We start from the raw sequence: 25,739 nt of genomic DNA on the forward strand, positions 1-25,739 counted from the left end.
TTTTAGTCGGAGAGTAAATTTGTAGCAATTTTGCAGGTTGCCGGAGTCGACGGCAGACTGAATGAAACCTTTGTACCCGTTTACAGGCGAATCCTACACGACATAGGGTGTGTCATTATTATGTTTTTATGCGGTAATTACTTTCTATTAAAGCCAATAAATATATAAGTATAATGCCTCAAAAATCCGTTTTAAGGTGACCACCCCCTATGCAACACATGCTTATAAGTCTCGTAGGAATCGCAGTCCTATTGGGTATTGCAATATTATTATCGGACAACCGCAAAGCGATAAAATTGCGAACCGTGGGTGGTGCATTTGCCATTCAGGCGGGTATCGGCGCATTCGTTCTTTATATCCCCGCCGGGCAATACATTCTGGAAGCGATTACTAACGGCGTAAATGCTGTTATGGGATATGCTAACAATGGTATTGGTTTCCTGTTTGGCGAACTGGCCAGTTTTAAACTTGGCTTTATCTTCTTTGTCCATGTTCTCTCTGTCATTATCTTCTTTGCTGCTCTGGTAGCAGTGCTTTACTACCTGGGTATTATGCAGCTTGTTATTAAGTTGTTTGGGGGGGCGCTGCGCAAATTATTGGGTACCAGTCGCACAGAATCGCTTTCTGCTGCCGCTAACGTTTTTGTTGGTCAGACAGAAGCGCCTCTGCTGGTTCGACCTTTCATCAGCCGTATGACTCAGTCCGAACTGTTTGCCGTTATGGTGGGCGGTCTGGCTTCTGTTGCCGGTGCAGTCATGGTGGGTTACGCCAGTATGGGGGTTGAGCTTAAGTACCTGATTGCTGCCAGTTTCATGGCAGCTCCCGGTGGCCTTTTGATGGCAAAAATTATCAAGCCTGAGACCGAGACACCTCATGATGACGTAGACGACATTGAGGAAGAGGGCACTGAAGAAAAGCCAGCTAATATTTTTGATGCTGCTGCTTCGGGTGCTGCCAGTGGTCTCAAACTGGCTGCCATGATTGGTGCCATGTTGCTGGCTTTCATCTCTCTGATCGCCATGCTTAACGGTTTGCTGGGCTGGGCTGGTGGCTGGTTTGGTTATCCTGAGCTGACCATAGAACTGATCCTGGGTTACGTGTTCTCTCCTCTGGCTTACCTGATCGGAGTACCCTGGTCTGAAGCCCTGACTGCAGGCAGCTTCCTGGGTCAGAAAGTGATCGTTAACGAGTTTGTTGCTTTCAGCAGTCTGGCTAACTACATCGATGCTGAAGCAGCAGCCAAGGCCGGTGTTGCCTTGTTGTCTGATCGTTCTCAGGCAATTCTGACCTTTGCCCTCTGTGGCTTTGCTAACATTTCATCCATTGCTATTCTGCTGGGTGGTCTGGGATCTATGGCGCCTAACCGTCGTCAAGACATCGCCCGTTTTGGTTTGAAAGCGGTGGTAGCGGGTACACTCTCTAACCTGATGAGTGCCACTATTGCCGGTCTATTCCTGGCCCTGGCCGTTTGAACGAAATCAAGGGCGCAATCCCGCTTCTTTAGAGGCGGGTCGAGCCCAGACTAATTTCTTTTGCCATCCAATGAAGCATGATCATGCTGTTCTCAGGTTTCAGTCTTGATTAAATTGTATCTGACAGACTTTTTTTTAGACATCCCTTGTCGTAGAGTAATGAGTTCTCTATCAGACTGGGGAAAGCCGGGCAGAATACTTTAATCAGATTCAGGGAGTATGCTCAATACCTGTCTGACAGGTGATGCAAAATCGGTAGCGGAACTTTGGGCGATCGCTTTATCCAATCATTTTTAACGGGTGTGTTCATGCAGGAACGAGGGCGAGTTGCCTCCTGGGGTATCATTACCGTGGTGCTCCTGATTCATTTAATCATGGCATCCGGAGTGCCACTGGGTGTTGATGAAGCTCACTATGCACTTTATGCCCTTCATCCGGCCCTCAGTTATTTTGATCACCCACCTATGGTGGGCTGGTTACAACTTCTGGTAGCACCGCTGGGGTACGATGAATTTACAGTCAGGCTTGTCCCTGGGATTCTTTATGCGTTAAGCAGTTATCTGGCATTCAGGGTCAGCAGGATACTTTTTCCTGATGGTCCAGCCTGGATCGGACTGATGGCTGTCTTTCTGATCAACACGGCACCTATTCTGCAACTGATGGGCTGGGGGCTGGTACCTGATCTGCCCCTGATGGTCTTTGGTCTTCTGTCGCTGGAATTGATTTACCGTATCCATCATGACAATTGTTTACCTTATTGGCTGGCCCTGGGCATGGTCTTTGGGTTGGCGGGATTGAGCAAATATACGGCGGTATTCCTGCCCCTGGGAATGGTCCTTTTCATGATTCAGCATCAGGGACTGAGATGGCTTCGACAGGCCGGTCCATGGCTGGCAGCTTTGATAGCACTGGTGTTGATCTCTCCTGTTCTCATCTGGAATGCTGACAACGATTGGGCATCTCTGGCTTACCAGTTTAATCGTGGTGTCGGGGTTGAGGAGTGGTCATTAAAAGAAGCTCTGGTCATGCAATTGGCGCAAATGCTTCTTTATTCCATACTGGCCTATGTTGCCGCCATAGCGGCCATTTTTTCACTGATCAGGAAACGAATCCCGGAGCACGACAGGGCATCCTCCTGGCTGATTATCTGGACTGCTGTGCCGTTACTGGCTGTGACCAGCTGGTCTGCCGGTGATGGTACAGTGTTGCCTAACTGGCCAGCCCTGGGCTGGACACTACTGGCGCCTTTGTCGGCTTATTGGATCTGCCGTGGCTGGTCCCGTTTGTGGGTGAAAGGTCTGGCTGTTTTTTCTTCCATCCTGTCACTGGGACTGATTGGCTTTGTGTTTTTCTTTCTGGCCTTTATGCCCCTCTCTACTTTCCCTTTTATGACCTCAGCCATCAAGGACCTGGTGGGCTGGAAAGCAGCGGCTGAACAGGCTCAGTTATTGAAGCAGAAGTGGCAGAAAGAAGAAGGAGTAGAACCGGTTCTGATGGTGGATAACTGGACCAAGGCCAGTCGCATAGCCTGGTATGCCTACCCTGAACCCGTTCAACTGCTGACTGACCGATTAACCCAGTTTGATTTCTGGCATGGCAAACCAGAATCCGGTAGTTATGGTCTGCTGGTGCGCGATAAGAAATCAGCCCCTGAGAATGGCCTCCTTAGAGTACAGAACTTTTCCTGCATACTGGTCGATGAGACAGAATCCGGGCTGGACACTGTTACGGTTAATCGATTCCAGTTTTATCGGTGTCAAGCCGCTCAATAACCAAGGTCTTACTTAAAGCCCTATCCATGGCTTATTGGTGGGGTTTTTGAGCTTTTCTGCACAGCTTGCGTTTAACATTGATTTCATCCGTTTTTTTATTCTGTCTTTGCATATTCTTCTGTTTGCTGTACCTTGGTTTTTAGTGTTGGATAATTTCATCTATTCAGGATGAATCATCATTTTTATCGCTGAAAGCTGTTCTGACAGAGTTTCGAGGTTATATAAGGAATGTCCGATTTGCTCGGAGTCGATTCTGGCCGGTCTCGCTCAATAATCTATAAAGCCAGCTGCTTTCTGCTTCCCTTCGTAGCGCTGTTTTCAGTCACTGGGGTCAATCATTCAGTTTTTTATCAGGTCAATGACTGGGGTGCCGAGTCGCCCGCTTCTGTTTTCTGGGTGTTATTAACCAACCTGGGGGATGGCTTTTTCCTGTTTCCTCTGGCCATGTTGTTGTTTTATAAAAAGCCCGACAAACAGCTGGCCATTATTTTCACCATGTTAGTGGGTGACTTTTTATTGAGTGGTGGCAAAGCTCTTCTTCCCTTCTCACGTCCGGTCGGTGAGCTGGGGCTTGAAGCCGTTAATGTCCTGGGGCCTGTTTTAAAAACAGATACCATGCCATCCGGACATACCGGTACGGTTTTTCTTTTGGTTGGACTTTCGTTGCTTTATTTGAATTCACCCACTTATTACCTGCTTCTTTCGGTTGCAATTTTTTCTGCAATCTCACGCATTGTTGTCGGGGCACATTGGCCGTTCGATATTTTTCTGGGCGCCTGGGTGGGTATTTTAGCCGCTGTGATAGGGGACTTCCTGGCCAGTAAAGTGGTATCTGGCCCTAAAAGTCGGATGATCTTTATTCTTCTGGGTTTGTTGTGTGTGGTTGTACTGCCATTCTACGACAATGGGTTTCGCTCTTATAAAGTGATTATGTATTTACAATTTGTACTTGCGTTGCTGGCTCTGGTTTTATCCGCTCACTGTATGATTTCTCTTTATCAGGACGAGCTGGAAGCTCCCATGAAGCAATCAGGAACCCTGTTAAACAAGCTCTTTCTGACAGGGCAGAGAATGACCAAGTTCGGCATGGTAGGAGCCAGTGGGTTCCTGGTGGATATGGGGTTTTATACTCTGTCAGTGCAGTGGCTGGGAGTGCCTCACTTGCTGGCAAGGGGGGGGTCCTATTGGGTCGCTGCCAGCTGGAACTGGTTCTGGAATCGTACTTTTACTTTTTCCCATGTCCCCAAAGAGAAAAAACTGAAGCAGTGGAGCAAATATCTGACCATGTGTATGGTCAGCTTTATTCCAAACTGGGGCACTTATTATTTATTAACGTCCTTTGTACCTTTCTTTACGGAATACAAACAGCTGGCACTGATATCTGGTGTTTTGGCAGGCATGTTATTTAATTTCACCATAGCAACGGTATTTGTTTTTTCAGGACGAAAGTCCAGTTTAGCTAAGGGAGCCAACCTGTGAAAGTAGATACTATGCGATGGGTTGATCACTATGTAGGTGTTCCACTCTGTTTTCTTTTGAAACTGGTTTTCTGGCCTTTTGACCGGATTCACAAGGGGCAGAAGACGGTTTCTAACAATGTATTGTTGATTGAGTTGTCTGAAATGGGCAGCGCTATTCTGGCTGACCCTTCCATGCGCTGGCTGAAGGGGCAGGGCAAAACCCTGCATTTTGTCATTTTTGAGAAAAATGTGACCAGCCTGCAGTTATTAAATACCATTCATCGGGACAATACTTTCCTGATTAAACCGGATAATTTATTCAGCCTGGCAATCAGTAGCCTTAAATTCCTGATCTGGTGTCGGAAAAAGAAAATTGATACGGTGATCGACTTGGAGTTGTTCTCCCGTTTTACAGCCATACTGAGTCGACTTTGCGGTGCCAGCAACCGGACAGGTTTTGATCGGGTTCATGAAGAGGGTCTGTACCGGGGTAATCACTTAACTCACCCGGTGATGTATAACCCTTACAGCCATATTTCGAAAAACTTTATGACTCTGGTGAGGGCTTCTCAAAATACACCTTATCAGCCTTATCAGAAAGAGATATTTGATGAGTCAATTCAACTGGCCAGAGCAGAAGTAAGCAGTGACCTGAGATCATCGGTGATCACCAAGCTGAAATCGCTTTATGTCGCTTTTGAACCGGGCGTTCAGCGTCTGGTGCTTGTGAACCCTAATGCCAGTGACCTGCTCCCCCAGCGGCGATGGATGAAAGATCGTTACGTTGACGTTATTCGCACTTTGCTGGCCGAGTACCCTGATATTCTGGTGGTCATTACCGGTGCTCCGTCAGAACGTCCAGAAGCTGAAATTCTCAGACAACGGGTGAAACATGAACGCTGTCTCAACAGTGCCGGGGTTTTTAAGTTTAAGGAGCTGGTTCCCCTTTACTCTCTCTCTGAACTGATGTTGTCCAATGATTCCGGACCTCCTCATTTTGCCTCCGTCACAGAACTGAAAACCTTTGTGATATTCGGGCCTGAAACACCCGCACTCTACGGTGCCCTGGGGAATTCAACTCCGATCTATGCCGGATTGCCTTGTTCGCCTTGTGTCAGCGCTGCGAATCACAGAAAGACCAGTTGCGAAGATAACCAGTGTCTGAAAGCCATTGACTCTCGACAAGTACTGGATTTACTGAGGCCAGCGCTGGATAACAGCCTGATATTGAAAGCAGGTTAGGGTCGGGGAGAAAGGATTCTCTAATTGCAACCGGTCATTACCAGAGCATGTGTTACACTGAATTTTAATAAAGTATCTTTTTCGATTATCGACGAGAGTTCAAGGATGAACCTGACAACAAGGATTCTTCGCTCACGCAAGGAAAAGCGTTATTCCCAACAAGTTTTGGCTGATCTGATTGGTGTTTCCCGAAGTGCTCTGGCTCAGTGGGAAACCGAAATGAGCAGTCCCAGTCTTGAAAATCTCCGAAAAATGGCTGAGCTTCTGGAAGTTTCATTTGAATGGTTGGCGACAGGCAGGGGGAATCAATACCTGACTTCACCTGCTGATAGCATTTGCGACACCCAAGTTGATGATGAAATCATTCGCAGCCTGAACAGAATGAACCTGAAGAAAAAGCGGGCCATTCTTAATGTCATGAGAGCCATGGGGTGATGGGCGTCAGAGCCACATATTCTCACTTCATTGACTCGGAGGTGGCTTGTTAAAAAGTTGATTCTATTACCGTTTTTTGCCGTTGCAGCCACAGGTGCGAAAGCCAAAGTGACATTTGAAGGCTCATTGGGCGTCTTGAATGGGGAAGCGACCGAGTTAGTCTACTTCGACGGGGAAAGAGCCAGTCAACTCGATTGGGAAACTTACGATGCACCTGTTATCAAGCTAGGTGCGATTTGGGATTTAAACTCAAGATGGACATTCAACGCAGACTACTGGACGACCCTGACTGAAGGCCATGGCTATATGACAGACAGGGATTGGGAGTCAGGAATAGCTGAACCATCTGACATATCAAAACACCCTGACACAAAAACAACCAAAGCCTCTGCAATAGATCTAAGTGCTTCTTATTGGCTGCTTTCACAAAGTGACTATAAAGTAGGCGTTACTGGAGGCCTGTTGGGTCAAAAAATAAAATATGAGGCGCGTGGAGGTTCATATAATTACGATTTCGGTGAAGATTTAGGCACTATACCTCATGACACTCTTGCAATTTCATATCGGCAAACATTTTTAACATTATATCTGGGGTTGGGTGGAGACTACAGAGTCGGAAAATCTCAGTTTGGCGCCCAAATAAAATGGAGCCCCTTAGTTAAAGCTGAAGATTTCGACACGCACCACCTTAATGATACGACTTATGACGGCGAAGGAAGTGGCCATTCAACTTACACCTCCTTATCGTTTAATTACGCCTATCATCTAAGCCCGAGAATGAAAATATACAGTGAATATGCTTACACAAAATTTTCTGAGAAAAACATTAATCTTAAGGTCGATGATGGTTTTGACACATTCTATGTAAAAGACGGAGGCGGAGCAGTCAGCGAAAGTTCATTAATATCCGTTGGACTAAAGTACAGCTTCTGATAACTTTTATACGCTATTGCTTGATAAAAGGCGCTGAAAAGCGCCTCTTCAACAAGCATGAATCAAACAACTAGTTTTGGCTGCAATGAAAGACTCACCAAAGACCTGTCAGAACAGAAACCTTGTGGGCTTTGTCCAGACAGGTCTTCAGCATTGTGCTTTGATCGAGGCGGTTTGGGTGCTGACGCGGTAGACAACTTTGTGTTGTCTGGCTATTTCACCACTTCCCGCAGTTTGTTTCCCGGTTTGAATTGCGGCAATTTACAGGCGGGTATATGAATTTCCTGGCCTGTTTGCGGGTTCCTTCCCTTGCGTGCCGCTCGATCCACCACTGAAAAAGTTCCAAACCCGATCAGCTGCACGATATCTCCTTTTGCAAGGGTATCCTGGGTATTTTGAATGAAGGCATTGACGGCCTGCTCGGCCTTGTTCTTTGAAAGGTTGGATTGTTCCGCGACCTTTTCAACAAGTTCTTTCTTGTTCATAGCGCGTCTCGACAATGATTACCTGTGGGTGAGAAGGAATACCCACCCGGAGCAACTCTCTGGATGGGCGACGGGCATCTCTGGTATCAGACGTACTCAGGATGAAGGATAGAGGCAATATTGCAGTTCCTCATAATTCACAACCAGAAGTGGCTGATGTGTGGGATCCGGAAAGTTGATGGTGTAAGCCGGATCATCAATGGACTGAGAATTGCAATGGCTGTCAATGGCATCCTGTTTATGGCAGACGAATACCTGATCAATCAGATCTTCTCTGCCTGCCTGCTTCGGGATACAGGGCAGGGCAGCCGGTTCCGGGACGCCGACAAAATTTGCGCGATCAATAGTCGTAAAGATAATTTTCTGTTTGCCCCGCATCAGAGGGTTAGCAGGTGTCAGCTCCCAAGCCTCTGTATCAGGGTTGTAGTGGGCCAGATTCGTGTCGTTATCAGTGGTCAGGGCAAGGCTTTTCAGAAGTTCGTGAGCCGTGTGCTGCCTGACAGGGAACACAGGCTGGTTACTGGTGTAAATATCCGACAGTTCCGTCTGAAAAACAGGTCCGGTTCGATCAACGACGATCTGAGCCCCGAACTGTCTGGCAGACATTCCAGTGTCAGGGTCTTCAACCCCATGTGTTGTGATAGCGGTTATTACTGAATCTTCGTTGGCCATCAGTTTCCTCAGCAAATTCAATTCGGCGTTTTACAAAATTGGAAACCGCTGAATCAGGAGTCAAGACCGATGGATTTCAGTCTTGGTCACAGGCTGTCTGTTCTTGGTCAGTTTCCTACTATTCAGGCTTCTCTCAGAGCAGAACGACGAGCGCTGATGATCAGCTTAAGCAAGTAATCCAGAACCAATTTTTCTCTGTGAGAATGTCGACGCTGGTCTGCATTCCAGAAATAATCGGTAAGGGCTTCTCGGAAGTGCCCGGATGGTTTTTTCCATTCTAACCCGAACAATATAGAAGCTCTTGCCGTTTTCGTCCCGAATCGTGTCGGCACCGATGTGTCCACTGTGCTCTGGAGGCTACCATAAATGACAAAATTATAGGCAGTCACCTTGACAATGGCATTGAGCCAAGACTGATAAAAGCAATGTATCCCAAAGTTAAGCCCGGTTTTGGCAACTGGCGGCGTCGAAGATGCGCATCATCATTGCTACATCGAAGACCCGGAAGATCAGACACAGGAGCTGGGTATGAAGCTACTTTCTCCCTACCTGGTTGGCCTGACAGAAAGCAGCACTCAGGAACCTGGTCGGTTCCGGTCAGGCTTCCAGTTCACGCTCCAGGGGTAGCATGTGGTGCCTGGATTGAACCGCAAGCAGGTCACAGTCGATATTGCTGGCCAACTTTTCAGCCGTATTGCCCAGGGTTAGTCCACTGAGACCTGAACGGGCATTAGTGCCCATGATCAGCAGTGATGCCGCCAGCTCACGGGTCAGATCCGGAATCATGGTCTCGGCAGGTGCAGTGACCAGATGGATTGCGTCCTCGGTAATTCCGTAATCTTTTGCAAAATGCTGACAATTCTGGAGGTAACGCTCCTCACAGGTCTGACCGTCACCCTTGTCGGATATTGCCAGCGTTGTGGTGGGGTAGGCAGAAGCCAGATGCAGGTGTGCATCAAAATAGTCTCTGACCGCTCTGGCATTTTCCATGATGGCCTTATTTAGCTGCTGATGATCGGCATCTCCGGGATCGGCCCTAATGGCCGCGAGCATGGGCTCATTTTCCCACGGACGATCATGACTAACCAGAAGGACTGGAACCCTGCTTTTTCTTAGTAATGCCCAGTCTGTAGGCGTTGAGAAAGGCTTTTCCATAAAGCTTTCGTGCCGGAAATCCTTGATGACCAGATGACTGCGTTCCATTTGTCTGACATGGATAATGGTGTCGAGAAGGTTATTTCGCCACGACTCCTGACTGGTGACTTCTGTGCCGTCGGCCTCGACATTTTTGCTAAGGGCAGTGAGCACCTCAGCAGACGTTGCGTCAGGTTTGGGGTTCGCAGCCAGAATATGAAGACTGCACTGAGCTGCCCTGGCCAGCTGGCTGGCTCGATTGAGTGCGACATGACGGGCTTTGCGAGTATCTACAATAACGAGTATCCGTTGTATTCCTTGCATGGCCTGCTCCTTTATACCTTAAGAATTTCTATAACCCTGAAGGGGTCTCAGCTCTAACTGTTTTTTTTATAGACTAATGGCATCGAACTGAATAGTCGGATGAGGAAAAATGATCTGTATTAATATCATTAACACATTAATCATAATTTTGTGACGATGGCTCTATTAATAGCCACCAACCCATGACAGCATTCAGCTTTAAAGGTAAGGTAGTGCCGGAATTTTTACCCTTATTCAAACTTAATCAGGGCCGTTTACCAAGACCTGGTTGTTTGGAGTTTGTTGCTTAGAGACATAGAAATAATGAGTGACCAGAGCCTGACCGAACTTTTTCCTGAACTGGATGCTTTTTTACCCTGTGTGACGCCAGATGAATGGATTGCAGAAGCGTTGAAACATCAGGATATTCTGCTGATTGATCACGCCAATTGTGAAAAAAAAGCGGCTTCCACAGCCTTGAACCTGATGTATCGCTACAGCGGGCATTTTGAGTTGCTCAACAAAATGTCGCGTCTGGCTCGTGAGGAGTTAAGGCATTTTGAACAAGTTCTGGCCATTATCAAAAAACGGGATATTCCTTATGGAATCCTGTCAGCTTCACGCTACGCCGGAGCGCTAAGAAAGCACGTAAGAACCTGGGAGCCCGCTCGAATGGTGGACACTCTGATTATTGGTGCTTACATTGAAGCCCGCTCCTGTGAACGATTTCACAAGCTGGCCCCATATCTTGATGATGAGCTGAAGAAGTTTTACCTGTCACTGCTCAAGTCGGAAGGTCGACATTTCAAAGATTACCTGACTCTGGCAGAAAGTCTTTCAGAGGAATCCATAGAAGAGCGGGTGGCTTTTTTTGCCAAAGTAGAACGGGAAGCCATTGAATCCGTTGATGAAACGTTCCGTTTTCACAGTGGCGTGCCGGCTTCTGCCTGAAATATAGCTAATCAAGGGATGATAGATCAGCTTCGTAGTCTATAATCGGATACTTAGTTGGTTTGCCTTGTGCTATAAATTTTTGTTTATATATAGCGGTTGCGTAAGGTGCTTTCGACTGACTCTTTCTTATGGCTTCTCATCTCTAAGTTCCCACCTTCATTCTGATTCGGTTTGACTGGGATACTGGTTTCCGGGAGATATGCAATGCCCCTGCTGAAAAGAAAATCACTGCTGCTAATCGTTTTTCTTTCTGGAGCTGGACAGTTATTTTCCAGTTTTTCTCTTTCGATTCTTGACCCAGAAGATCTATCGAATAATTTCAATGCTCTGGTACGAGAGGTCAGGCCAAACTTTTGGGGGAACTGGGGTCTGGATGTCGCCATTAAGCCGGGTGTGATCGGTGTGATTGATACTGATACCGGGACGTTTCATTCTGCAGGGCAGCAGATTTCCAAAATCTCTGTGGTCTCCGGTGACATTTCTGAAGAGCTGAAATTATCGACTTCTCATGTTAAAGGCCCTCATGTAGTCTCGTTTCCAATGAATGATCAGTCGTCAAAAACGAGCGTAAATACGGATCTTAAATGGCAGTTCAGCAAACGGGGAGCAATGATGGCTCAATGGGATCTGGTACAGGAGCATAGTCTGAAGGAGCCATTTCGGGTTATCAATGAGAATATGGATTTCTTGAAATCAGTCGCTGCAGATATGGAGATGTATGATCCTGAAGCCAATGCCATTTCCCAGGGATTTGGGGTGGTAACCAGTGTGCTTCTGGCAAAAAGCGGGATGAATGTTGCGTCACTCTCAGACTCTTCTCAGTGGAGTATTACCGGTAAGGCCAGCAACCTACAGAGCATGCTGGGGCATGGTTCTGCAAAAGCATCGTACTCCAGCGCCGGGGGGGACACTGATGTGATCAGCATTATCTGGCCCAGCCAGCCGAACACTACAACTGAAGATCTGGTTCCTGTTGCATACACCTTTGCGTCAATTAGTGGTAAGCAGGTCATTCCCTACTGGACAGAAGAGATTGAAGCTTTTCAAATCATCTTCGAAAACAAGGGAAGTTACTTCATCAAGGCAACCTTAAAATTCCAGACTCCGGAAGGTGAGAAGGAGTTGCATCAGGATATTGTTGGTTTTATGACCAGAACTATGGAGGGTATTCCATTGAATGCAACAGAACTGGCCCTGAAAATGGAGTTTGTTGATGCAATACCCAGTACCACAGAATTCTATCATTGGGATACGCCACTGGGTACATGGTCTTCAGGGAAAAGACATGTCGAGATTAACGGGTGGTGGCCATGGCAGCCTTCATTCATTGTTCGGGAGGATCGCATGACTACAACGTCAATGGGGGAGTACCAATGAACGAAAGATAACCCATAAGAAGTTATTATCGCCATTGGATGACCAGATGGATAGAGGCGCGGGGGGAGGTGCAGGTTCGGTTTTATATCAACTTACAGGAGTGGCTCGATACAGAAAGCATCCATTTTCAGTCCTGATTCGTCACAGGTCAGGACCCAACCCTGCCGGTCCCAATCGCCAAGTACAATCCGTTTTCCGGCTCCTGAAGCCAGTTCGACTTCATGGATATCCGGGCGATGAGTGTGACCATGAATCAGCGTTTTGACTTGATACTTGTCCATCACCCGAACCACTTCCTCCGGAGTGACATCCATGATGGCCAGGGACTTCCTGGATTTGGCTTTCTTACTGTTGCTGCGTAGTTTTTGAGCCAGTTTTTTCCGATAACTCCTTGGAGAAAGGCGAAGTATGCCCAGAACCAGAGGGTTGCGGATAATCTTGCGGTAGCGAAGGTATTGTTTGTCACCCGTGCAGAGCAGGTCACCGTGCATCAGCAGAACCGTCTCGCCATTCAGGTCAATGACGCAGGGGTCATTGAGCCAGGTAGCTCCGGTCATTCTCAGGAAATCCTTGCCGATGGCAAAGTCACGATTGCCTGCCATCACAAACAGTGGCTTGCCAGAATCAGTGTAGGCTTTGAGTTGACGGGCTATGTCATGATGAAAGGGTTCCATGGCGTCATCGCCCAACCAGTATTCAAAGAAATCGCCCAAAATGTAAAGAGCGTCTGATTGAGAAGCCTGCTCCTGCATGAAAGAAGCGAACGCCCGGACAATGTCCGGGCGTTCGGGTGTCAGATGCAGGTCAGAAATGAACAGTATGTTCATTCAATAGGATTCCTATACTACGACTGCAGACTCAATCACAACGTCATCTTCAGGAACATCCTGATGACCGGCCCGGAAGGTGGTTTTAGCCGCCTTGATCTTGTTCACAATATCCATACCTTCAGTGACCTGACCAAATACGCAATAGCCCCAACCATCCGGCGTCTTGGAGGTGTGGTTAAGGAAATGGTTGTCAGAAACATTGATAAAGAATTGCGATGAAGCTGAATGAGGGTCCATCGTCCTGGCCATGGCAAGAGTACCAATGGCGTTTTTCAGGCCGTTATCTGCTTCGTTTTCGATAGGTGCCTGTGTCTCTTTTTGAACCATACCCGGCTCAAAACCACCGCCCTGGATCATAAAACCATCAATGACCCTGTGAAAGATGGTACCGTCAAAGTGGCCACTCTTTACATATTCCAGAAAGTTAGCCACAGTCTTGGGGGCTTTTTCAGCGTCCAGTTCCAGTTTGATATCGCCGAAATTGGTGTGCAGTACAACCATAGGGTTACCGTAATCTCTGTTCAGATGATCCGCGAACGGAAAACCTGCAATTCTAGGTGGTTATGGGACAGGTGTAAAAGGTCAGAGTGGAATAAACAGCCCAGAGCGACTTAATCAGGCTGCTTGACACGCAGGAAATTATTTACAGAAACCGCAAGCCAAAAGTCGGTCTGACCTGTACCCTTCGACGGGAAAATGTTAGTCTCAGTCGTTAGCCAAACAGCCATGGGCGATTGAAAAGTCTATTATCGCTTTGGATGGCAAAAGATTTTTTTACGGTAAAATAATGCATTCCCTCAAGAGCATGGCCGGGTCAGATCCTGAAGGGGCTGATGTCTCCGGGTTTCTGTATCAGAGAGGGCTTTCTCTTCCAAGACGCTGGTTGCAATGAGCACAACAGACACTTCATCCAACAAATCATCAAAATCCGGTAACTTCCTTGAGCAGATCATTGAAAAGGATCTGGCGACAGGTCTGGTTCAATCGGTTCAGACCCGATTCCCACCGGAGCCCAACGGCTTTCTGCATATTGGTCACGCCACCTCTATCTGTCTGAACTTTGGACTGGCTGAGCAATTCAATGGCCAGTGTAACCTGAGGTTTGATGACACGAATCCCGAAAAAGAGGAGCAGATGTATGTCGATGCCATTCAGGAAGATGTTCGTTGGTTGGGCTTCAAGTGGAGCGGAGAGGTTCGCTATGCTTCCAGCTACTTTGATCAGTTCTACGAATGGGCTCTCTACCTGATCAAAGAAGGTAAGGCCTATGTCGATCATCAGGACGCCGAGTCCATGGCTAAAAACCGGGGTGACTTTAATACCCCCGGCGTTGAAACACATTGCCGCAAGCGGTCTGTAGAAGAGAATCTGGCAGAGTTTGAAAAGATGCGTGCCGGTGAGTATGAAGAAGGTCAGTGCAGCCTGAGGGCCAGGATTGATCTGCAGAACCCTAATATGAATATGCGTGATCCGATTCTTTACCGTATCCGCAAGGTGCCTCACCACCAGACTGGTGATAAGTGGTGTATCTATCCAAGCTATGACTTTGCCCATGGTCAGGAAGATGCCATTGAAGGGGTGACGCACTCGATCTGTACACTGGAATTTCAGGACCACCGTCCGTTATACGACTGGTTTATTGAGAACCTGCCGGTGCCATCAAGGCCGAGACAGTACGAGTTTGCCAGAACGAACCTGAACTACACCGTTACCAGCAAGCGAAAACTGAAGCAGCTGGTGGACGAAGGTATCGTAGAAGGGTGGGACGATCCTCGTATGCCTACCGTATCCGGTATGCGTCGACGTGGTTACACACCGGCTTCTATTCGCAAATTCTCCGATATGGTGGGCGTCAGTCGTTCCGATGGTATTGCTGATGTTTCCATGCTGGAACATGCGATTCGTGACGACCTGAACAACAGCGCAGCACGTGCCATGGCGGTTATGAATCCGCTGAAAGTCGTGATTACCAATCTGCCTGAAGGCGAGGTACAGGAAATGACCGCAGCGGCACACCCTAACAAGCCTGAATTGGGTGAGCGTAAACTGCCGTTTACACGTGAACTGTATATTGATCGTTCAGATTTTACTGAAGACACCACTCTGTCTCGCAAAAAGTTCAAGCGACTGGTGTCGGGTGAATACGTACGCCTGCGCAGTGCCTATGTCATCAAGTCAGACCAGGTGATTAAAGATGAGCAGGGCAAAATTACTGAGATTCACTGCAGCTATGTACCCGGTACAGTGGGAGAAAACCCTCCTGAGGGCATTAAGCCTCGTGGTGTGATTCATTGGGTGTCGGCGAGCCATGGCAAGCAGGCAGAAATCCGTAAGTATGATCGCCTGTTTAATCACCCTGCTCCAGACAAGGGTGATGAAGATTTTATGGCCCACGTGAATCCGTCTTCCCTGGAAGTGGTGACAGGCTGGGTCGAACCCTCTCTGGTAGAAGCGGAGCCGGAACAGGGCTTTCAGTTCGAGAGGGAAGGGTACTTTGTTGCCGATCGACATGAACACTGTTCTGAAAAACCCGTGTTCAATATGACGATTGGTCTCAAGGATACCTGGGCCAGTAAAGTCTAACGAGTGGAATCAAACTCTCCCGTATCAAGGGAGAGCATACAGCCTGAATCATCGGGCTACAGGACAAAGAACGTGTTGCAGATATACAACTCCCTGACCCGAACCAAAGAAGCCTTTAAACCGCTGGATGAAAATCATGTGCGGATGTACGTCTGTGGTATGACAGTTTATGACCTGTGCCATATTGGTCATGCCAGAACGGTTACGGCTTTTGATGTGGTCTCCCGTTACCTGAGAGCTAAAGGCTACAACCTGACTTACATTCGCAATATCACTGATATTGACGACAAGATCATTCGTCGCGCCACTGAAAATGGTGAAACTATTGACGTTCTGACGGAGCGTATGATCGCCGCCATGCGTGAAGATTTTAAGCGTCTGGGCAATCTGGAGCCAGACCAGGAGCCCAGGGCGACCGAGCACGTGGAAGGTATGATCGAAATGATCAGTGACCTGGTCGGGAAAGGCTTTGCCTATGCACCGGGCAACGGCGACGTTTATTTCCGGGTTCGCAAATTTGACGGCTACGGCAAGCTGTCTGGCAAAATTCTGGAAGAGCTGGAAGCCGGTGCCCGTATTGAAGTCGATGAGCAGAAAGAAGATCCCATGGACTTCGTGCTCTGGAAAGGGGCCAAAGAAGGAGAGCCCAGCTGGGCTTCACCCTGGGGTAATGGCCGTCCTGGCTGGCATATAGAGTGTTCGGTCATGGGTAAATGCTGCCTGGGAAAAACCTTTGATATTCATGGTGGCGGTTCTGATCTCAAGTTCCCTCACCATGAAAACGAGATTGCCCAGAGTGAAGCAGCCAACGGCCAGACTTTCGTGAATACCTGGATGCACTCGGGGGCGATTCGCATTGATAATGTGAAGATGTCCAAGAGCCTGGGTAACTTCTTTACGATTCGTGAAGTGCTCGATAAGTACCCGGACGAAGTCGTGCGTTACTTCCTGATTTCCAGTCATTACCGAAGTCCGGTCAATTACTCGGAAGACAGTCTGAAAGAGGCGTCTATTCGTCTTGAGCGTCTATACACTGCACTGAAAGGACTGGATGTGGCCGGTGTCACTACGGCTGAGGGCACTCGTTTTGAAGAAAAGTTCGTGGCTTCCATGGATGACGACTTCAATACACCAGAAGCATTAGCGTCCCTGTTTGAGCTGGTACGTGAGCTGAATACCATTCGTGCCGAAGATGAGCAGAAAGCCTTGCCGCTGGCAGCTTTGCTGGTCAAACTGGGTGGCATTCTGGGTATTCTGCAAGGTGATGCCGAGTCTTTCCTGAAGTCCGGAACCGATGTCGATGAAGCCTGGATTGAAGCAATGATTCAGAAGCGCAAAGATGCCAAGAAGGCTCGTGACTTTGCTGAAGCGGATCGTATCCGTGAGGAGCTGGCCAGTCAGGGTATTATCCTGCAGGACAGTCGGGAAGGAACCACTTGGCGTATTGAACGCTGACAGTCCTTACAGGACCTGAAATCTTCAGGTCCTGCCAAACCTGAAGAATTTTTACTCTTGTAGCCAAAAATTAAGCTCTAATATCTGCCCTTCAATAAAAAATACTGGCACAATGTCGCTCAATAGAACCTGTTTACTCATCCAACCAGAATGCTATTGAGCCAAGGGATAAGTGCTTGTCTGCTGTTTCGGCAGTTGTAACTCTCAGGGCGGTAGCGTGCCTCTTACATTCTGCACCAAGGGCTCTTTTCTGTATGATCGCACGGGTTTGCTACATCAATGTAGATCCGGGTTGTCTTTTTGCTAAAGAAACCGTCAGCTTAGTTTTAAAGTTTTAGCGCCTCACTCTCAGAGAGTTGCTTGCTTCAGTCATAAAAGTAGATGGCATGGTAAACTCATTAACTGTTAGGCTTCTAGCAAACCTCTAACTCTCAACCATTTCTCGACGCCACCGATATGATAATGTATAGTCTTCACCTCAAGGGTGAACTATATTGGTTTTGTTGTGTCTATACTTAGGGTGTCATGGTTTGATAGTCAAGTTCCGAAACAAGAAGCTTGAGAAGTGCTTTTTGCAACATAAACAAGCAGTTAGAGAGTTTGGTGATCCGGTCGCAAGGAGATATATAATGCGTATCAAGTTGATCCAAGCAGCCAAGAACCTTGACGATCTTATGGCTCTTCCAAGTTTGAAATGCCATCCCCTTAAAGGTGACCGGAAAGGTCAATATGCAGTAAAACTTACGGGGTTTTATAGACTGATATTCACAATCGAAGGAAACATGCTGAATATCGCAATGATCGAAGAAGTGAGCAAGCACTATGATGACTGAACAGACATACATGTCCGATTTAGCCATTCCCCCAGGTGAGTATTTGGAGGAAGTGCTTGAAGAGATGGATATTACCCAAGCTGAGTTAGCTCGTAGAATGGGACGTCCTCCTCAAGCCATCAACGAAATTCTCAAAGGGGAAAAGGCTATAACTCCAGAAACTGCTCTTCAACTAGAGCAGGTTGTTGGTGTGCCAGCATACTTTTGGAGTTCTCTCGAGTCTGAATACCGTTTGGTAATGGCAACAGAGGCTGATGAAAGAAAAGCAGAGGATGAAATAGATACAGCCTCTGCATATCCATATTCAGAAATAGCTAAGTTGGGACTTGTTAAAAAAACAAGAAAGCAATTAGAAAAAGTTAAAGAACTTAGAAAGTTTTTTGGCGTTTCATCTCTATTTAATATTCAATCTGTTAAAGAATATGCGCCAGCATTTCGACAAGTCGAGAAAGACACAACCTCACATGAAGCTTTAGCATCTTGGTTGAGAGCAGGCCATGTTATAGCATCCAAAAAGGAAGTTGAGCAATTCAATAAACTAAAACTGCAAAACTCAATTCCTAAATTGAGACAGTTGACGTTTGAAACAGAGCCTAATTTACTTCTGCAAAAACTAAGCAAACTATTAGCTGAATGTGGTATAGCGTTAGTTTTAATTCCACACTTTTCTAAAACCTACACTACTGGTGCAACCTATTGGATAGGTAAACACAAAGCCGTAATAATGATGTCATTACGAGGTAGTTGGTCAGACATATTTTGGTTTAGTCTATTGCATGAAATTGGACATATTTTGCTTCATGATAAACGGATTACCTTTTTGGAGAATGCTTCGAAAGATAATCAGTATATGAGTCAAGAAACTGAAGCGGACTCTTTCGCCCAGAAAACGTTGATTCCTGAAAGTGAATATTTATCTTTCTTAGATAAAGCGGTCTTTACTCGAAAATCAATCCATGACTTTTCTTCTGAAATAGGTATTTTTCCTGGAATTGTCACAGGTCGTTTGCAATATAATAAAAAGCTTCCACATACCTCAAACTTTCATAGAGTTCGCTTTAAGTGGAAAGAAGCCTAACAAATGCTTCCAGTTCGTGCAGGGGCTTCGCCCCTGCACCCGACCTCGCTGGCGCTCGGCGGCTGAAGCAGGCGTTATTTTGTACAGTGTTATTGAAGAAAATGCCAAAAATGCAAATAACTCACTTGCGGCCTATTCGGGACGGTAGGTAGAATAGCTCATAGTCTGTTGATAATTAATGACTTTTTGACAGATTGAAAAAACGGGATATATCTCAAGTGAGTTAATTTTCTCTGATTTGGGGGGATATAACGCGTGTGAGTGTAATATCTGATATCACTCGCTTGAGTTCTAATAGCTGTTATACGGCTCAACCTAAATTCAAGAGTTAAAATTTGGTGATGATTGAAAGATGCAAAATAAATTTGTTTTTACAGGTGGTCCTTGTGGTGGTAAAACAACAACATTAGAAGAACTCAAACGAGTTGGATATTGTTTTGTATCAGAAACGGCAAGAGAAATAATTCAAGAGAGATTATCTAAAGGGCTATCACCTCGCCCAAAACTCGAAGAATTTGCTAACGAATGCTTGAAATTAGACATTCAAAAATATGATAAATATGCTAAAAGTAGCACTACATTATTTTTTGATCGAAGCATATTAGATTCATTATATATGCTAAATAACGAAGCTAAGATAAATGCTTCTGAGTTAAAGAGTCACATTGAACAATATGAATACAACCCTATTGTATTTGTATTCTCTCCATGGCAAGAGATTTATGTAACTGATAGCGAACGTGATCAAACTTTCGAAGAATCACAAAAAGTTAGCTCAGATCTAATCAAGTGGTACAGTACTCATGGGTATAAAACAATCGAAGTTCCAAAAACATCAGTTAAAAATAGGGTAGAGTTTATCCTAAAAACTATCAAGAACGCCGTATAACAAAGCATTCAAGTTCGTTTCGGGCTTCGCCCTCCACCCGACGCCGTCTGCGGCGGCGCGGCTTAATGCGGCGTTAGCACCAAGGAGAGATCGTGTCTTATTCGATAGAAGAGCATAAACATAGATTTGCAGCATGGGCGGCAGGAAGAGCTGCTACGGTTAATGGGTGCAGATTTAAAGTGGAAGATGGAAAGAGAATACTTGAATCTTCAGGAATGAATGAAGTTGCAAAATCGATAGATAATCTACCTTCTGCTAATGAGTTTGATAAAGCTCATAGAGAATGGAGAGAGAAGGTAATTAATTCTGCAAAAGAATTAAATCTCAATTTTACGCATGGAGTTGCTGCAAAGCTCATCAATATATATTTAAAGTCCGTTTATGTTTGTGGCGATAATCACAATGATTCAAAAGTAAAAGCTATTCACCCGCCAATCGATAGTGTCCTTCTTGATGATTTGTATAAACAGGATATCGGCAGCCAAAAATCAGAGTGGCAAAAGGCCAGGAAGGCAAGGTGGTCGAAACTTACGTCAAATGAATATGAAAGTGTTATTGCAGCTGTTAAAAAATCAGTACCTGCGAATTGCGGCCTATGGCAAATTGAAGAATATTGGCAAGGTTTCCAGTAAAGTGCTAACAAGTGGCTGCAACCGACCGCAAAAACTGTCACTTGTTTTGCCAAAAAGCGGCAAAACAACCGCCATTTTTTGCGGCGGCTGAGCCAGGCGTTAGCCGGCAGCAGTATGGAAGTTTTTTCTATTTTTCCAACGGATGAATCACGAACCAAAATTTACGCCAGCAACCAGTCTGGTCAATTCCAGTTCTGAGTAATTCTCAGTAATGCATGTCTGTAGATTCTGTGTCAGTCGATGAAAAATCTGCGGTGTCTTGATGGGCATGTCAGCGTGGTTTCACGGTGTTTATGAGTATTTGGTCCGGCGCACTAAACCAGTTAAAAGTTTTATCAGCATTGGCGTTGCCTGCAAGTTTTCCAGCGGTAACTTTTATGCACTTCAATCGGTGCAGCAGGTGCAGGTTTTACTGAAGCTCCTCTGCAATAATCAACATTGTCCCAGGCAGCAGGGCTGCCGGGCTAACAAATACAGGCAAAGGGATGGCTCACTGCGTTCGCCACCCTTGCTGCCAGCGTTAGGCGCTCCAAGCATTCCGCCTGGCAGCTTCCCTAAGAAAGGATGCTTTAAGGAAAGAAGAATGTCAAAGAGCGATATTTCAAAATATACCTCAGATGAATTGGATACAGAAAAACTTTCTGAGCTTATATCAAAAAGAGAATCTTTTAAAATTGTTGCTGTAAAAGATATTTCTTTTTCAGTAAATAAAATCGAGGGAGCTATCGAGAAAAAAGGGTTAAAGTGCAGGGTTTACACAGAGAACCGTTCTGCTGCAATGGCCGGTATGGCAATACCAACAGGTGTAACCCAAATTGCAGGGCTATTTTCAGCTGTAGGCATCGCAGCTCATAATTTAGCTACATTTAATCCAGACTACGAGATTGCTAAAAATAAATTAGGTGGCACTATTACAGTTAAATACAAAAATGAGTAGGCTGCCTAACAAGTTGCAGCAAAAGGACGGTTAACACTCCACGCGTTTTGCCATTGCTTCGCAATTTTATGGCAAAACCCGCTCCGCGTTAACCGCCTCTGTGCAAGGCGTTATGTGAAGCAAAATACACCATCAAGTACAATGGATAATTAAAGAATGCTAGAGACTGAGCGTTTAACTCTTCGAGAATTTGAATTAAGCGATGTGGAATTTATGTATGAGTTAATGAACTCACCTCTTTATATCAAGAACATTGGTGACAGAAACATTAATTCCATAGAAGATGCAAGATCATTTCTAGTTAGCAAGATTATTAGTAGCTATAAAAAGAATGGCTATGGTCTGTATGCTGTTGTTTTAAAAGAGTCGAATCAAGTAATTGGCATGTCCGGTTTGGTTCGTAGGGATAATTTGCCAAGTACAGATATTGGGTTTGGATTCTTACCTGAGTTTATGGGTAAAGGCTATGCCTATGAAGCATCTGAGCGAGTAATGAAATATGCCAAAAACAAACTAGCTCTTAATCCAATCCTTGCTATCACAATCAAAGAAAATGAACGTTCAATAAAGCTATTGAATAAACTTGGTCTTTTGTATGAAAGTGTCATCAACTGGGAGGGTGAAGAAATTTTGCTATTAAGCAACAGCCCACAATAGAAAGCTTCACATAACGAATAAGGATAGATTGCGCCCAGCCGCAATCTTATCCTGTTGTTGCACAACGAATAAGGATAGATTGCGCCCAGCCGCAATCTTATCCTGTTGTTGCACAAGCCCGGGTTGAATTCTGGTAAGAAAGATCTATTGAAGTTTACTTTTCTGGCGGACCTTGAATCAAAACGTTTTTTCTGAACGCTATTTATTCAGGATGAGTGTCTCCAGACCACTGCATTACGGTAGTCTTGGATATGACGGATCTGTCTGGCTGAGCTTACATTTCCTCCTTGCTTGTGAATGGCGGTGTTTGTTGCTGTGGCAATACTCAGGTCGGTTTCAGGAAACTGAACGCAATGTGTTTCATAGACTCACCGCAATGCCTGCATGTGAATTTCGGGCGAATGACAGGTTCGACTGCTTTCACCATCACGTTTAAAACCAGTTGCACCATTGATAATTGTTTTTTGCGTTGCTGTGTAAAAATCCGTAATCCCGCGATCGTCGAAGTCGTCTGGGTAATACATGTTTCAGTACCAGCCACAGGAAGTCTTCTCCTGGCAGGGTTCGCTTCTCCTTTTTGCCGGTTTCACTGTTGAGGTAAGAAAAGGTCACCTTTCCTCGTTTGCTGGCCAGGATATTGTTGTCACTGATCACGCCTCGGTACAGATAGCGGGATAGATATTCAAGTGCTGGTAATCCTTTGCCTACCCGTTTGCAATTGACGACCCACTCTTTGGGCAGCCTTGTTTTCAGGCTCGGCGATAGTAGTCCCTGTTCGTCCAGGGCGCGAAGGAGTTTGGCTCGAAAGACCATGGCCAGGTTCTTGCCATTGAACAGGTAGTTGCCTGTGAGTTTGCGCCACTCTTTTCGTCGGGTATTGATGCCGCCACCTGGCACGACAAAGTGTATATGGGGATGGTAATCCAGTCGTCGGCTATGAGTGTGCAGGACGCCGGTCATTCCCAGGCCTGCATCCAGTTTTTTGGAATTGCTGCCGAATTCTTTTAGGGTGTCAGCTGCCGTTCTGAACAGTAAATCGTACACCTGTCGTTGATGTTGCCACGCCAGGTTTCGAAGTTGCGCTGGCAAGGTGAAGGTCACCATAAAGTATTCAACGGGCAGTAGTTTTTGTCTTTGCCGCTGCAGCCACTCGCTGGTATCGGTGTTCTGGCAGCGGTTGCAGTGGCGATGCCCGCAGGACATGGGCTTTTGATCCCGTGTCCGGCAGCTGTTGCATTCCAGCAAGGTCATACCGGCTGCCGACGTTCGACAGTGCTGTATCGCTTGCAGTGCTTTGATATGGCCAGGTAAAAGACATTGACTGTATTTTTCCAGAAACCGATCAGCGTATTGCGCTGCTATATCGGAAAGCTTCATTGATCATCTCCTTTCAGCTTGAGTTCATTGATCAGATGATTCATCACTTTCCTGGTATTAAGTTGGGCGGTTTCTGTTAACTGGGTATAGATAGCGGTGGTTTTTGGGCACATGTGCCCGAGCAGCGTCTGAATAGCCCTGAGACTTAAACCCTGTTCAAGAAGGTGCATGGCAAAGCTGTGTCGTAAACTGTGAGGGCTGACCTTTTTATTAATCCTGCATTCTTCAACCAGCTGTCTCATGGCTTTCTGGGTGCAGGAACGGCTCATGGGCTGAGTCGCCCGGTGCCGTTGCTGTGCGCTCTGGCCTTCAGGAAAAAGAAACTTTGGGTTTCGGTGAGTGGCCCAATAGCGGCGCAGGGCCTTAAGTGTTCGACTGGGAAGATCAACATAGCGATCCTTGCCGCCTTTGCAGTTGCGCAAATGGACTCTCATGAGTTCGGAATCAATGTCGGCAATGGTCAGGTTCAGGCCTTCGGCCAGCCTTAAGCCCATGCTGTAAAGTGTCAACAGAATGGTGTAATAGCGTAGTTTCCGTGCAGTATTAAGCAGTCGTTCTACCTCTGCAGGCGTCAGGATAACGGGCAGTCGCTTGACGGTCGGTGGTTTGATGATTTCAACAAAGTCCCAGTGTTTGCCCAGAACATGTTTCCAGAAAAACTGCAGGCCATTACGATCGGTTTTGACCGTGCTCCAGGAATGGCTTTCCACCAGGGCGGCAAAATAGGTTTTTAAATCCTCAGGGCTGAGTCTGTCAGGACAACGATCAAAGAAGGTTGCCAGCCGCCGCAGCGGCCTGCTGTATAGATCAATGGTTGATTTTCTTTTGCCCTGAAGCTTCAGGGTGGTGATGTGTTTTTGATACAGTTTGTCAAACCGGATTTGCTCAGAACGTTCCATGTTGCTTCCTTATATAAGCCGCGCCGGAGTGGTGCGGATATCAGGAAGTATTGGCAATGCCGGGGTGGCTGGGATGAACGGTATTTTTTTGCCGCGTTAGCGGCTTGGTTCAACAAGTTGCTGGTGTCGCCCCTAAAGGGGCTGGGACGCCGCTGTGCGGCGCCCCACAGCATGGCGTTATGTGGCACAAATCAACAATTGAGTAAAACGAGAAAATATGAAAACTATTGGTCTGCTTGGAGGAATGAGTTGGGAATCTACTGCAAGCTATTACAAAGCAATAAATGAAGGTGTCAAAGAAGTACTTGGTGGCTTACATTCAGCCAAAATCTGCCTCTATAGTGTTGACTTTGATGAAATAGAAAAGCTGCAACATTCCGGTTGTTGGGAAGAGACAGGAAAAATTCTTTCTCAAGCCGCGCAATCAGTTGAAGCGGGTGGGGCTGATTTTATTCTCATCTGTACAAATACAATGCACAAGGTCTCAGAGGAAGTTCAATCTTCTATTTCAATACCACTTGTTCATATTGCAGACGCAACCGCAGAAAAACTTGTTACTGATGGAATAAAGCGGGTTGGTTTGCTTGGTACAAAGTTCACAATGGAGCAAGGATTTTACAAAAATCGGGTTTCAGAAAAATATGGTATAGAGGTTATTGTTCCAAACGATCAGGATCAAGACACTATTCATCAAGTAATTTACAATGAGCTGTGCCTTGGTGAAATAAATGATGAATCGAGAGAAAAGTATCTGGAAATCATCAGCAACTTATATTCGAAAGGTGCTGATGCGGTAATTCTAGGTTGTACAGAAATCGCATTGCTTGTTGAGCAGCAGCATACAAGTATCCCGCTATACGACACAACACAAATTCATGCAGCACAAGCTGTGAAGTTGGCAATCAGTCAAAGCTCCACATAACAAGTGCGTGGTGTCGGCAGCAAGCTGCCCGGGACGCCGCCTGCAGCGCCGCCCCACACGCAGGCGTTAGCCGGCAGCAGTATGAAAGTTTTTTCTATTTTTCCAATGGATGAGTCACGAACCAAAATCTACGCCAGCAACCAGTCTGGTCAATTCCAGTTCTGAGTAATTCTCAGTAATGCATGTCTGTAGATTCTGTGTCAGTCGATGAAAAATCTGCGGTGTCTTGTTGGGCATGTCAGCGTGGGTTTACGGTGTTTATGAGTATTTGGTCTGGCGCACTAAACCAGTTAAAAGTTGTATCAGCATTGGCGTTGCCTGCAAGTTTTCCAGCGGTAACTTTCATGCACTTCAATCGGTGTAGCAGGTGCAGGTTTTACTGGAGCTCCTCTGCAATAATCAACATTG

Annotated in this window: 25 protein-coding genes; 17 read left to right on the forward strand and 8 right to left on the reverse strand. The window is 46.3% G+C overall.

Annotated features, from left to right (window positions below):
• Positions 1–209 precede the first annotated feature (209 nt).
• The 6 genes from P6910_RS10765 to P6910_RS10790 all read left to right on the forward strand — a co-directional run bounded on the left by P6910_RS10765 (position 210) and on the right by P6910_RS10790 (position 7,314).
• The gene (locus tag P6910_RS10765) at positions 210–1,472 is read left to right on the forward strand and encodes a NupC/NupG family nucleoside CNT transporter (RefSeq protein ID WP_410493899.1); all 1,263 of its coding nucleotides are present in this window, start codon (positions 210–212) and stop codon (positions 1,470–1,472) included.
• Positions 1,473–1,780: 308 nt separating this feature from the next.
• On the forward strand, positions 1,781–3,244 hold the full coding sequence (locus P6910_RS10770; RefSeq protein ID WP_317146259.1) for a glycosyltransferase family 39 protein: 1,464 nt from the start codon (positions 1,781–1,783) through the stop codon (positions 3,242–3,244).
• 228 nt (positions 3,245–3,472) lie between these two features.
• The gene (locus P6910_RS10775) at positions 3,473–4,723 is read left to right on the forward strand and encodes a GtrA family protein (protein ID WP_317146260.1); all 1,251 of its coding nucleotides are present in this window, start codon (positions 3,473–3,475) and stop codon (positions 4,721–4,723) included.
• Complete coding sequence (locus tag P6910_RS10780; RefSeq protein WP_317146261.1) at positions 4,720–5,946, forward strand: glycosyltransferase family 9 protein; 1,227 nt, start codon at positions 4,720–4,722, stop codon at positions 5,944–5,946. Before P6910_RS10775 ends, P6910_RS10780 begins: the two co-directional genes overlap by 4 nt.
• 105 nt (positions 5,947–6,051) lie before the next feature.
• On the forward strand, positions 6,052–6,381 hold the full coding sequence (locus tag P6910_RS10785; protein WP_317146262.1) for a helix-turn-helix transcriptional regulator: 330 nt from the start codon (positions 6,052–6,054) through the stop codon (positions 6,379–6,381).
• 57 nt (positions 6,382–6,438) lie between these two features.
• Positions 6,439–7,314, forward strand: a complete 876-nt coding sequence (locus P6910_RS10790; protein ID WP_317146263.1) for an omptin family outer membrane protease — start codon at positions 6,439–6,441, stop codon at positions 7,312–7,314.
• A 212-nt stretch (positions 7,315–7,526) separates the two neighbouring features.
• Here the strand turns inward: P6910_RS10790 and P6910_RS10795 are convergent, their stop codons facing one another.
• The 4 genes from P6910_RS10795 to P6910_RS10810 all read right to left on the reverse strand — a co-directional run bounded on the left by P6910_RS10795 (position 7,527) and on the right by P6910_RS10810 (position 9,929).
• Positions 7,527–7,799, reverse strand: a complete 273-nt coding sequence (locus P6910_RS10795; RefSeq protein WP_257254590.1) for an HU family DNA-binding protein — start codon at positions 7,797–7,799, stop codon at positions 7,527–7,529.
• 96 nt (positions 7,800–7,895) lie between these two features.
• A complete protein-coding gene (locus tag P6910_RS10800; RefSeq protein ID WP_317146264.1) occupies positions 7,896–8,471 on the reverse strand; it encodes a hypothetical protein in 576 nt (191 codons plus the stop codon).
• A gap of 122 nt (positions 8,472–8,593) precedes the next feature.
• On the reverse strand, positions 8,594–8,803 hold the full coding sequence (locus P6910_RS10805) for a hypothetical protein (protein ID WP_317146265.1): 210 nt from the start codon (positions 8,801–8,803) through the stop codon (positions 8,594–8,596).
• 265 nt (positions 8,804–9,068) lie between these two features.
• Positions 9,069–9,929, reverse strand: coding sequence for a universal stress protein (locus tag P6910_RS10810; RefSeq protein ID WP_317146266.1), 861 nt, complete (start codon positions 9,927–9,929; stop codon positions 9,069–9,071).
• Between the two features lie 303 nt (positions 9,930–10,232).
• Between P6910_RS10810 and P6910_RS10815 the strand changes: the two genes are divergently transcribed.
• Positions 10,233–10,859: a tRNA-(ms[2]io[6]A)-hydroxylase gene (locus tag P6910_RS10815; protein WP_317146267.1), complete on the forward strand. Its 627-nt coding sequence runs from the start codon at positions 10,233–10,235 to the stop codon at positions 10,857–10,859.
• A 207-nt stretch (positions 10,860–11,066) separates the two neighbouring features.
• Positions 11,067–12,239, forward strand: coding sequence for a hypothetical protein (locus P6910_RS10820; protein ID WP_317146268.1), 1,173 nt, complete (start codon positions 11,067–11,069; stop codon positions 12,237–12,239).
• A 92-nt stretch (positions 12,240–12,331) separates the two neighbouring features.
• Here the strand turns inward: P6910_RS10820 and P6910_RS10825 are convergent, their stop codons facing one another.
• Together P6910_RS10825 and P6910_RS10830 are read right to left on the reverse strand one after the other, a co-directional pair.
• Positions 12,332–13,066 carry a UDP-2,3-diacylglucosamine diphosphatase gene (locus tag P6910_RS10825; RefSeq protein ID WP_317146269.1) on the reverse strand — a complete coding sequence of 245 codons (735 nt, stop codon included), beginning with the start codon at positions 13,064–13,066 and terminating at the stop codon, positions 12,332–12,334.
• Between the two features lie 12 nt (positions 13,067–13,078).
• The gene (locus P6910_RS10830) at positions 13,079–13,570 is read right to left on the reverse strand and encodes a peptidylprolyl isomerase (RefSeq protein ID WP_317146270.1); all 492 of its coding nucleotides are present in this window, start codon (positions 13,568–13,570) and stop codon (positions 13,079–13,081) included.
• Positions 13,571–13,957: 387 nt separating this feature from the next.
• Between P6910_RS10830 and P6910_RS10835 the strand changes: the two genes are divergently transcribed.
• The 8 genes from P6910_RS10835 to P6910_RS10870 all read left to right on the forward strand — a co-directional run bounded on the left by P6910_RS10835 (position 13,958) and on the right by P6910_RS10870 (position 22,133).
• Positions 13,958–15,652, forward strand: coding sequence for a glutamine--tRNA ligase/YqeY domain fusion protein (locus P6910_RS10835; protein ID WP_317146271.1), 1,695 nt, complete (start codon positions 13,958–13,960; stop codon positions 15,650–15,652).
• 75 nt (positions 15,653–15,727) lie between these two features.
• On the forward strand, positions 15,728–17,107 hold the full coding sequence (gene cysS / locus P6910_RS10840) for a cysteine--tRNA ligase (protein WP_317146535.1): 1,380 nt from the start codon (positions 15,728–15,730) through the stop codon (positions 17,105–17,107).
• Between the two features lie 530 nt (positions 17,108–17,637).
• Positions 17,638–17,940 carry a type II toxin-antitoxin system RelE/ParE family toxin gene (locus tag P6910_RS10845; protein WP_317146272.1) on the forward strand — a complete coding sequence of 101 codons (303 nt, stop codon included), beginning with the start codon at positions 17,638–17,640 and terminating at the stop codon, positions 17,938–17,940.
• Between the two features lie 10 nt (positions 17,941–17,950).
• The gene (locus P6910_RS10850; RefSeq protein ID WP_317146273.1) at positions 17,951–19,018 is read left to right on the forward strand and encodes a HigA family addiction module antitoxin; all 1,068 of its coding nucleotides are present in this window, start codon (positions 17,951–17,953) and stop codon (positions 19,016–19,018) included.
• Between the two features lie 352 nt (positions 19,019–19,370).
• On the forward strand, positions 19,371–19,907 hold the full coding sequence (locus tag P6910_RS10855) for an AAA family ATPase (RefSeq protein WP_317146274.1): 537 nt from the start codon (positions 19,371–19,373) through the stop codon (positions 19,905–19,907).
• A gap of 92 nt (positions 19,908–19,999) precedes the next feature.
• Complete coding sequence (locus tag P6910_RS10860) at positions 20,000–20,539, forward strand: hypothetical protein (RefSeq protein WP_317146275.1); 540 nt, start codon at positions 20,000–20,002, stop codon at positions 20,537–20,539.
• Between the two features lie 262 nt (positions 20,540–20,801).
• Positions 20,802–21,476 (forward strand): hypothetical protein, encoded by a 675-nt coding sequence (locus P6910_RS10865; protein WP_317146276.1) that lies wholly within the window; start codon positions 20,802–20,804, stop codon positions 21,474–21,476.
• A gap of 156 nt (positions 21,477–21,632) precedes the next feature.
• Positions 21,633–22,133 carry a GNAT family N-acetyltransferase gene (locus P6910_RS10870; protein ID WP_317146277.1) on the forward strand — a complete coding sequence of 167 codons (501 nt, stop codon included), beginning with the start codon at positions 21,633–21,635 and terminating at the stop codon, positions 22,131–22,133.
• Between the two features lie 432 nt (positions 22,134–22,565).
• Here P6910_RS10870 and P6910_RS10875 read toward each other — a convergent pair whose 3' ends face one another.
• Entirely contained in the window at positions 22,566–23,510 is a 945-nt protein-coding gene (locus tag P6910_RS10875; protein ID WP_317146278.1) for an IS91 family transposase, read from the reverse strand.
• The gene (locus P6910_RS10880; RefSeq protein WP_317146279.1) at positions 23,507–24,409 is read right to left on the reverse strand and encodes a site-specific integrase; all 903 of its coding nucleotides are present in this window, start codon (positions 24,407–24,409) and stop codon (positions 23,507–23,509) included. The genes P6910_RS10875 and P6910_RS10880 overlap by 4 nt, the downstream gene beginning before the upstream one ends.
• A gap of 217 nt (positions 24,410–24,626) precedes the next feature.
• Between P6910_RS10880 and P6910_RS10885 the strand changes: the two genes are divergently transcribed.
• Entirely contained in the window at positions 24,627–25,331 is a 705-nt protein-coding gene (locus P6910_RS10885; protein WP_317146280.1) for an aspartate/glutamate racemase family protein, read from the forward strand.
• Positions 25,332–25,739: the final 408 nt, after the last annotated feature.

Source organism: Endozoicomonas sp. 8E (assembly GCF_032883915.1).
In the GTDB taxonomy this organism is placed as follows: domain Bacteria; phylum Pseudomonadota; class Gammaproteobacteria; order Pseudomonadales; family Endozoicomonadaceae; genus Endozoicomonas_A.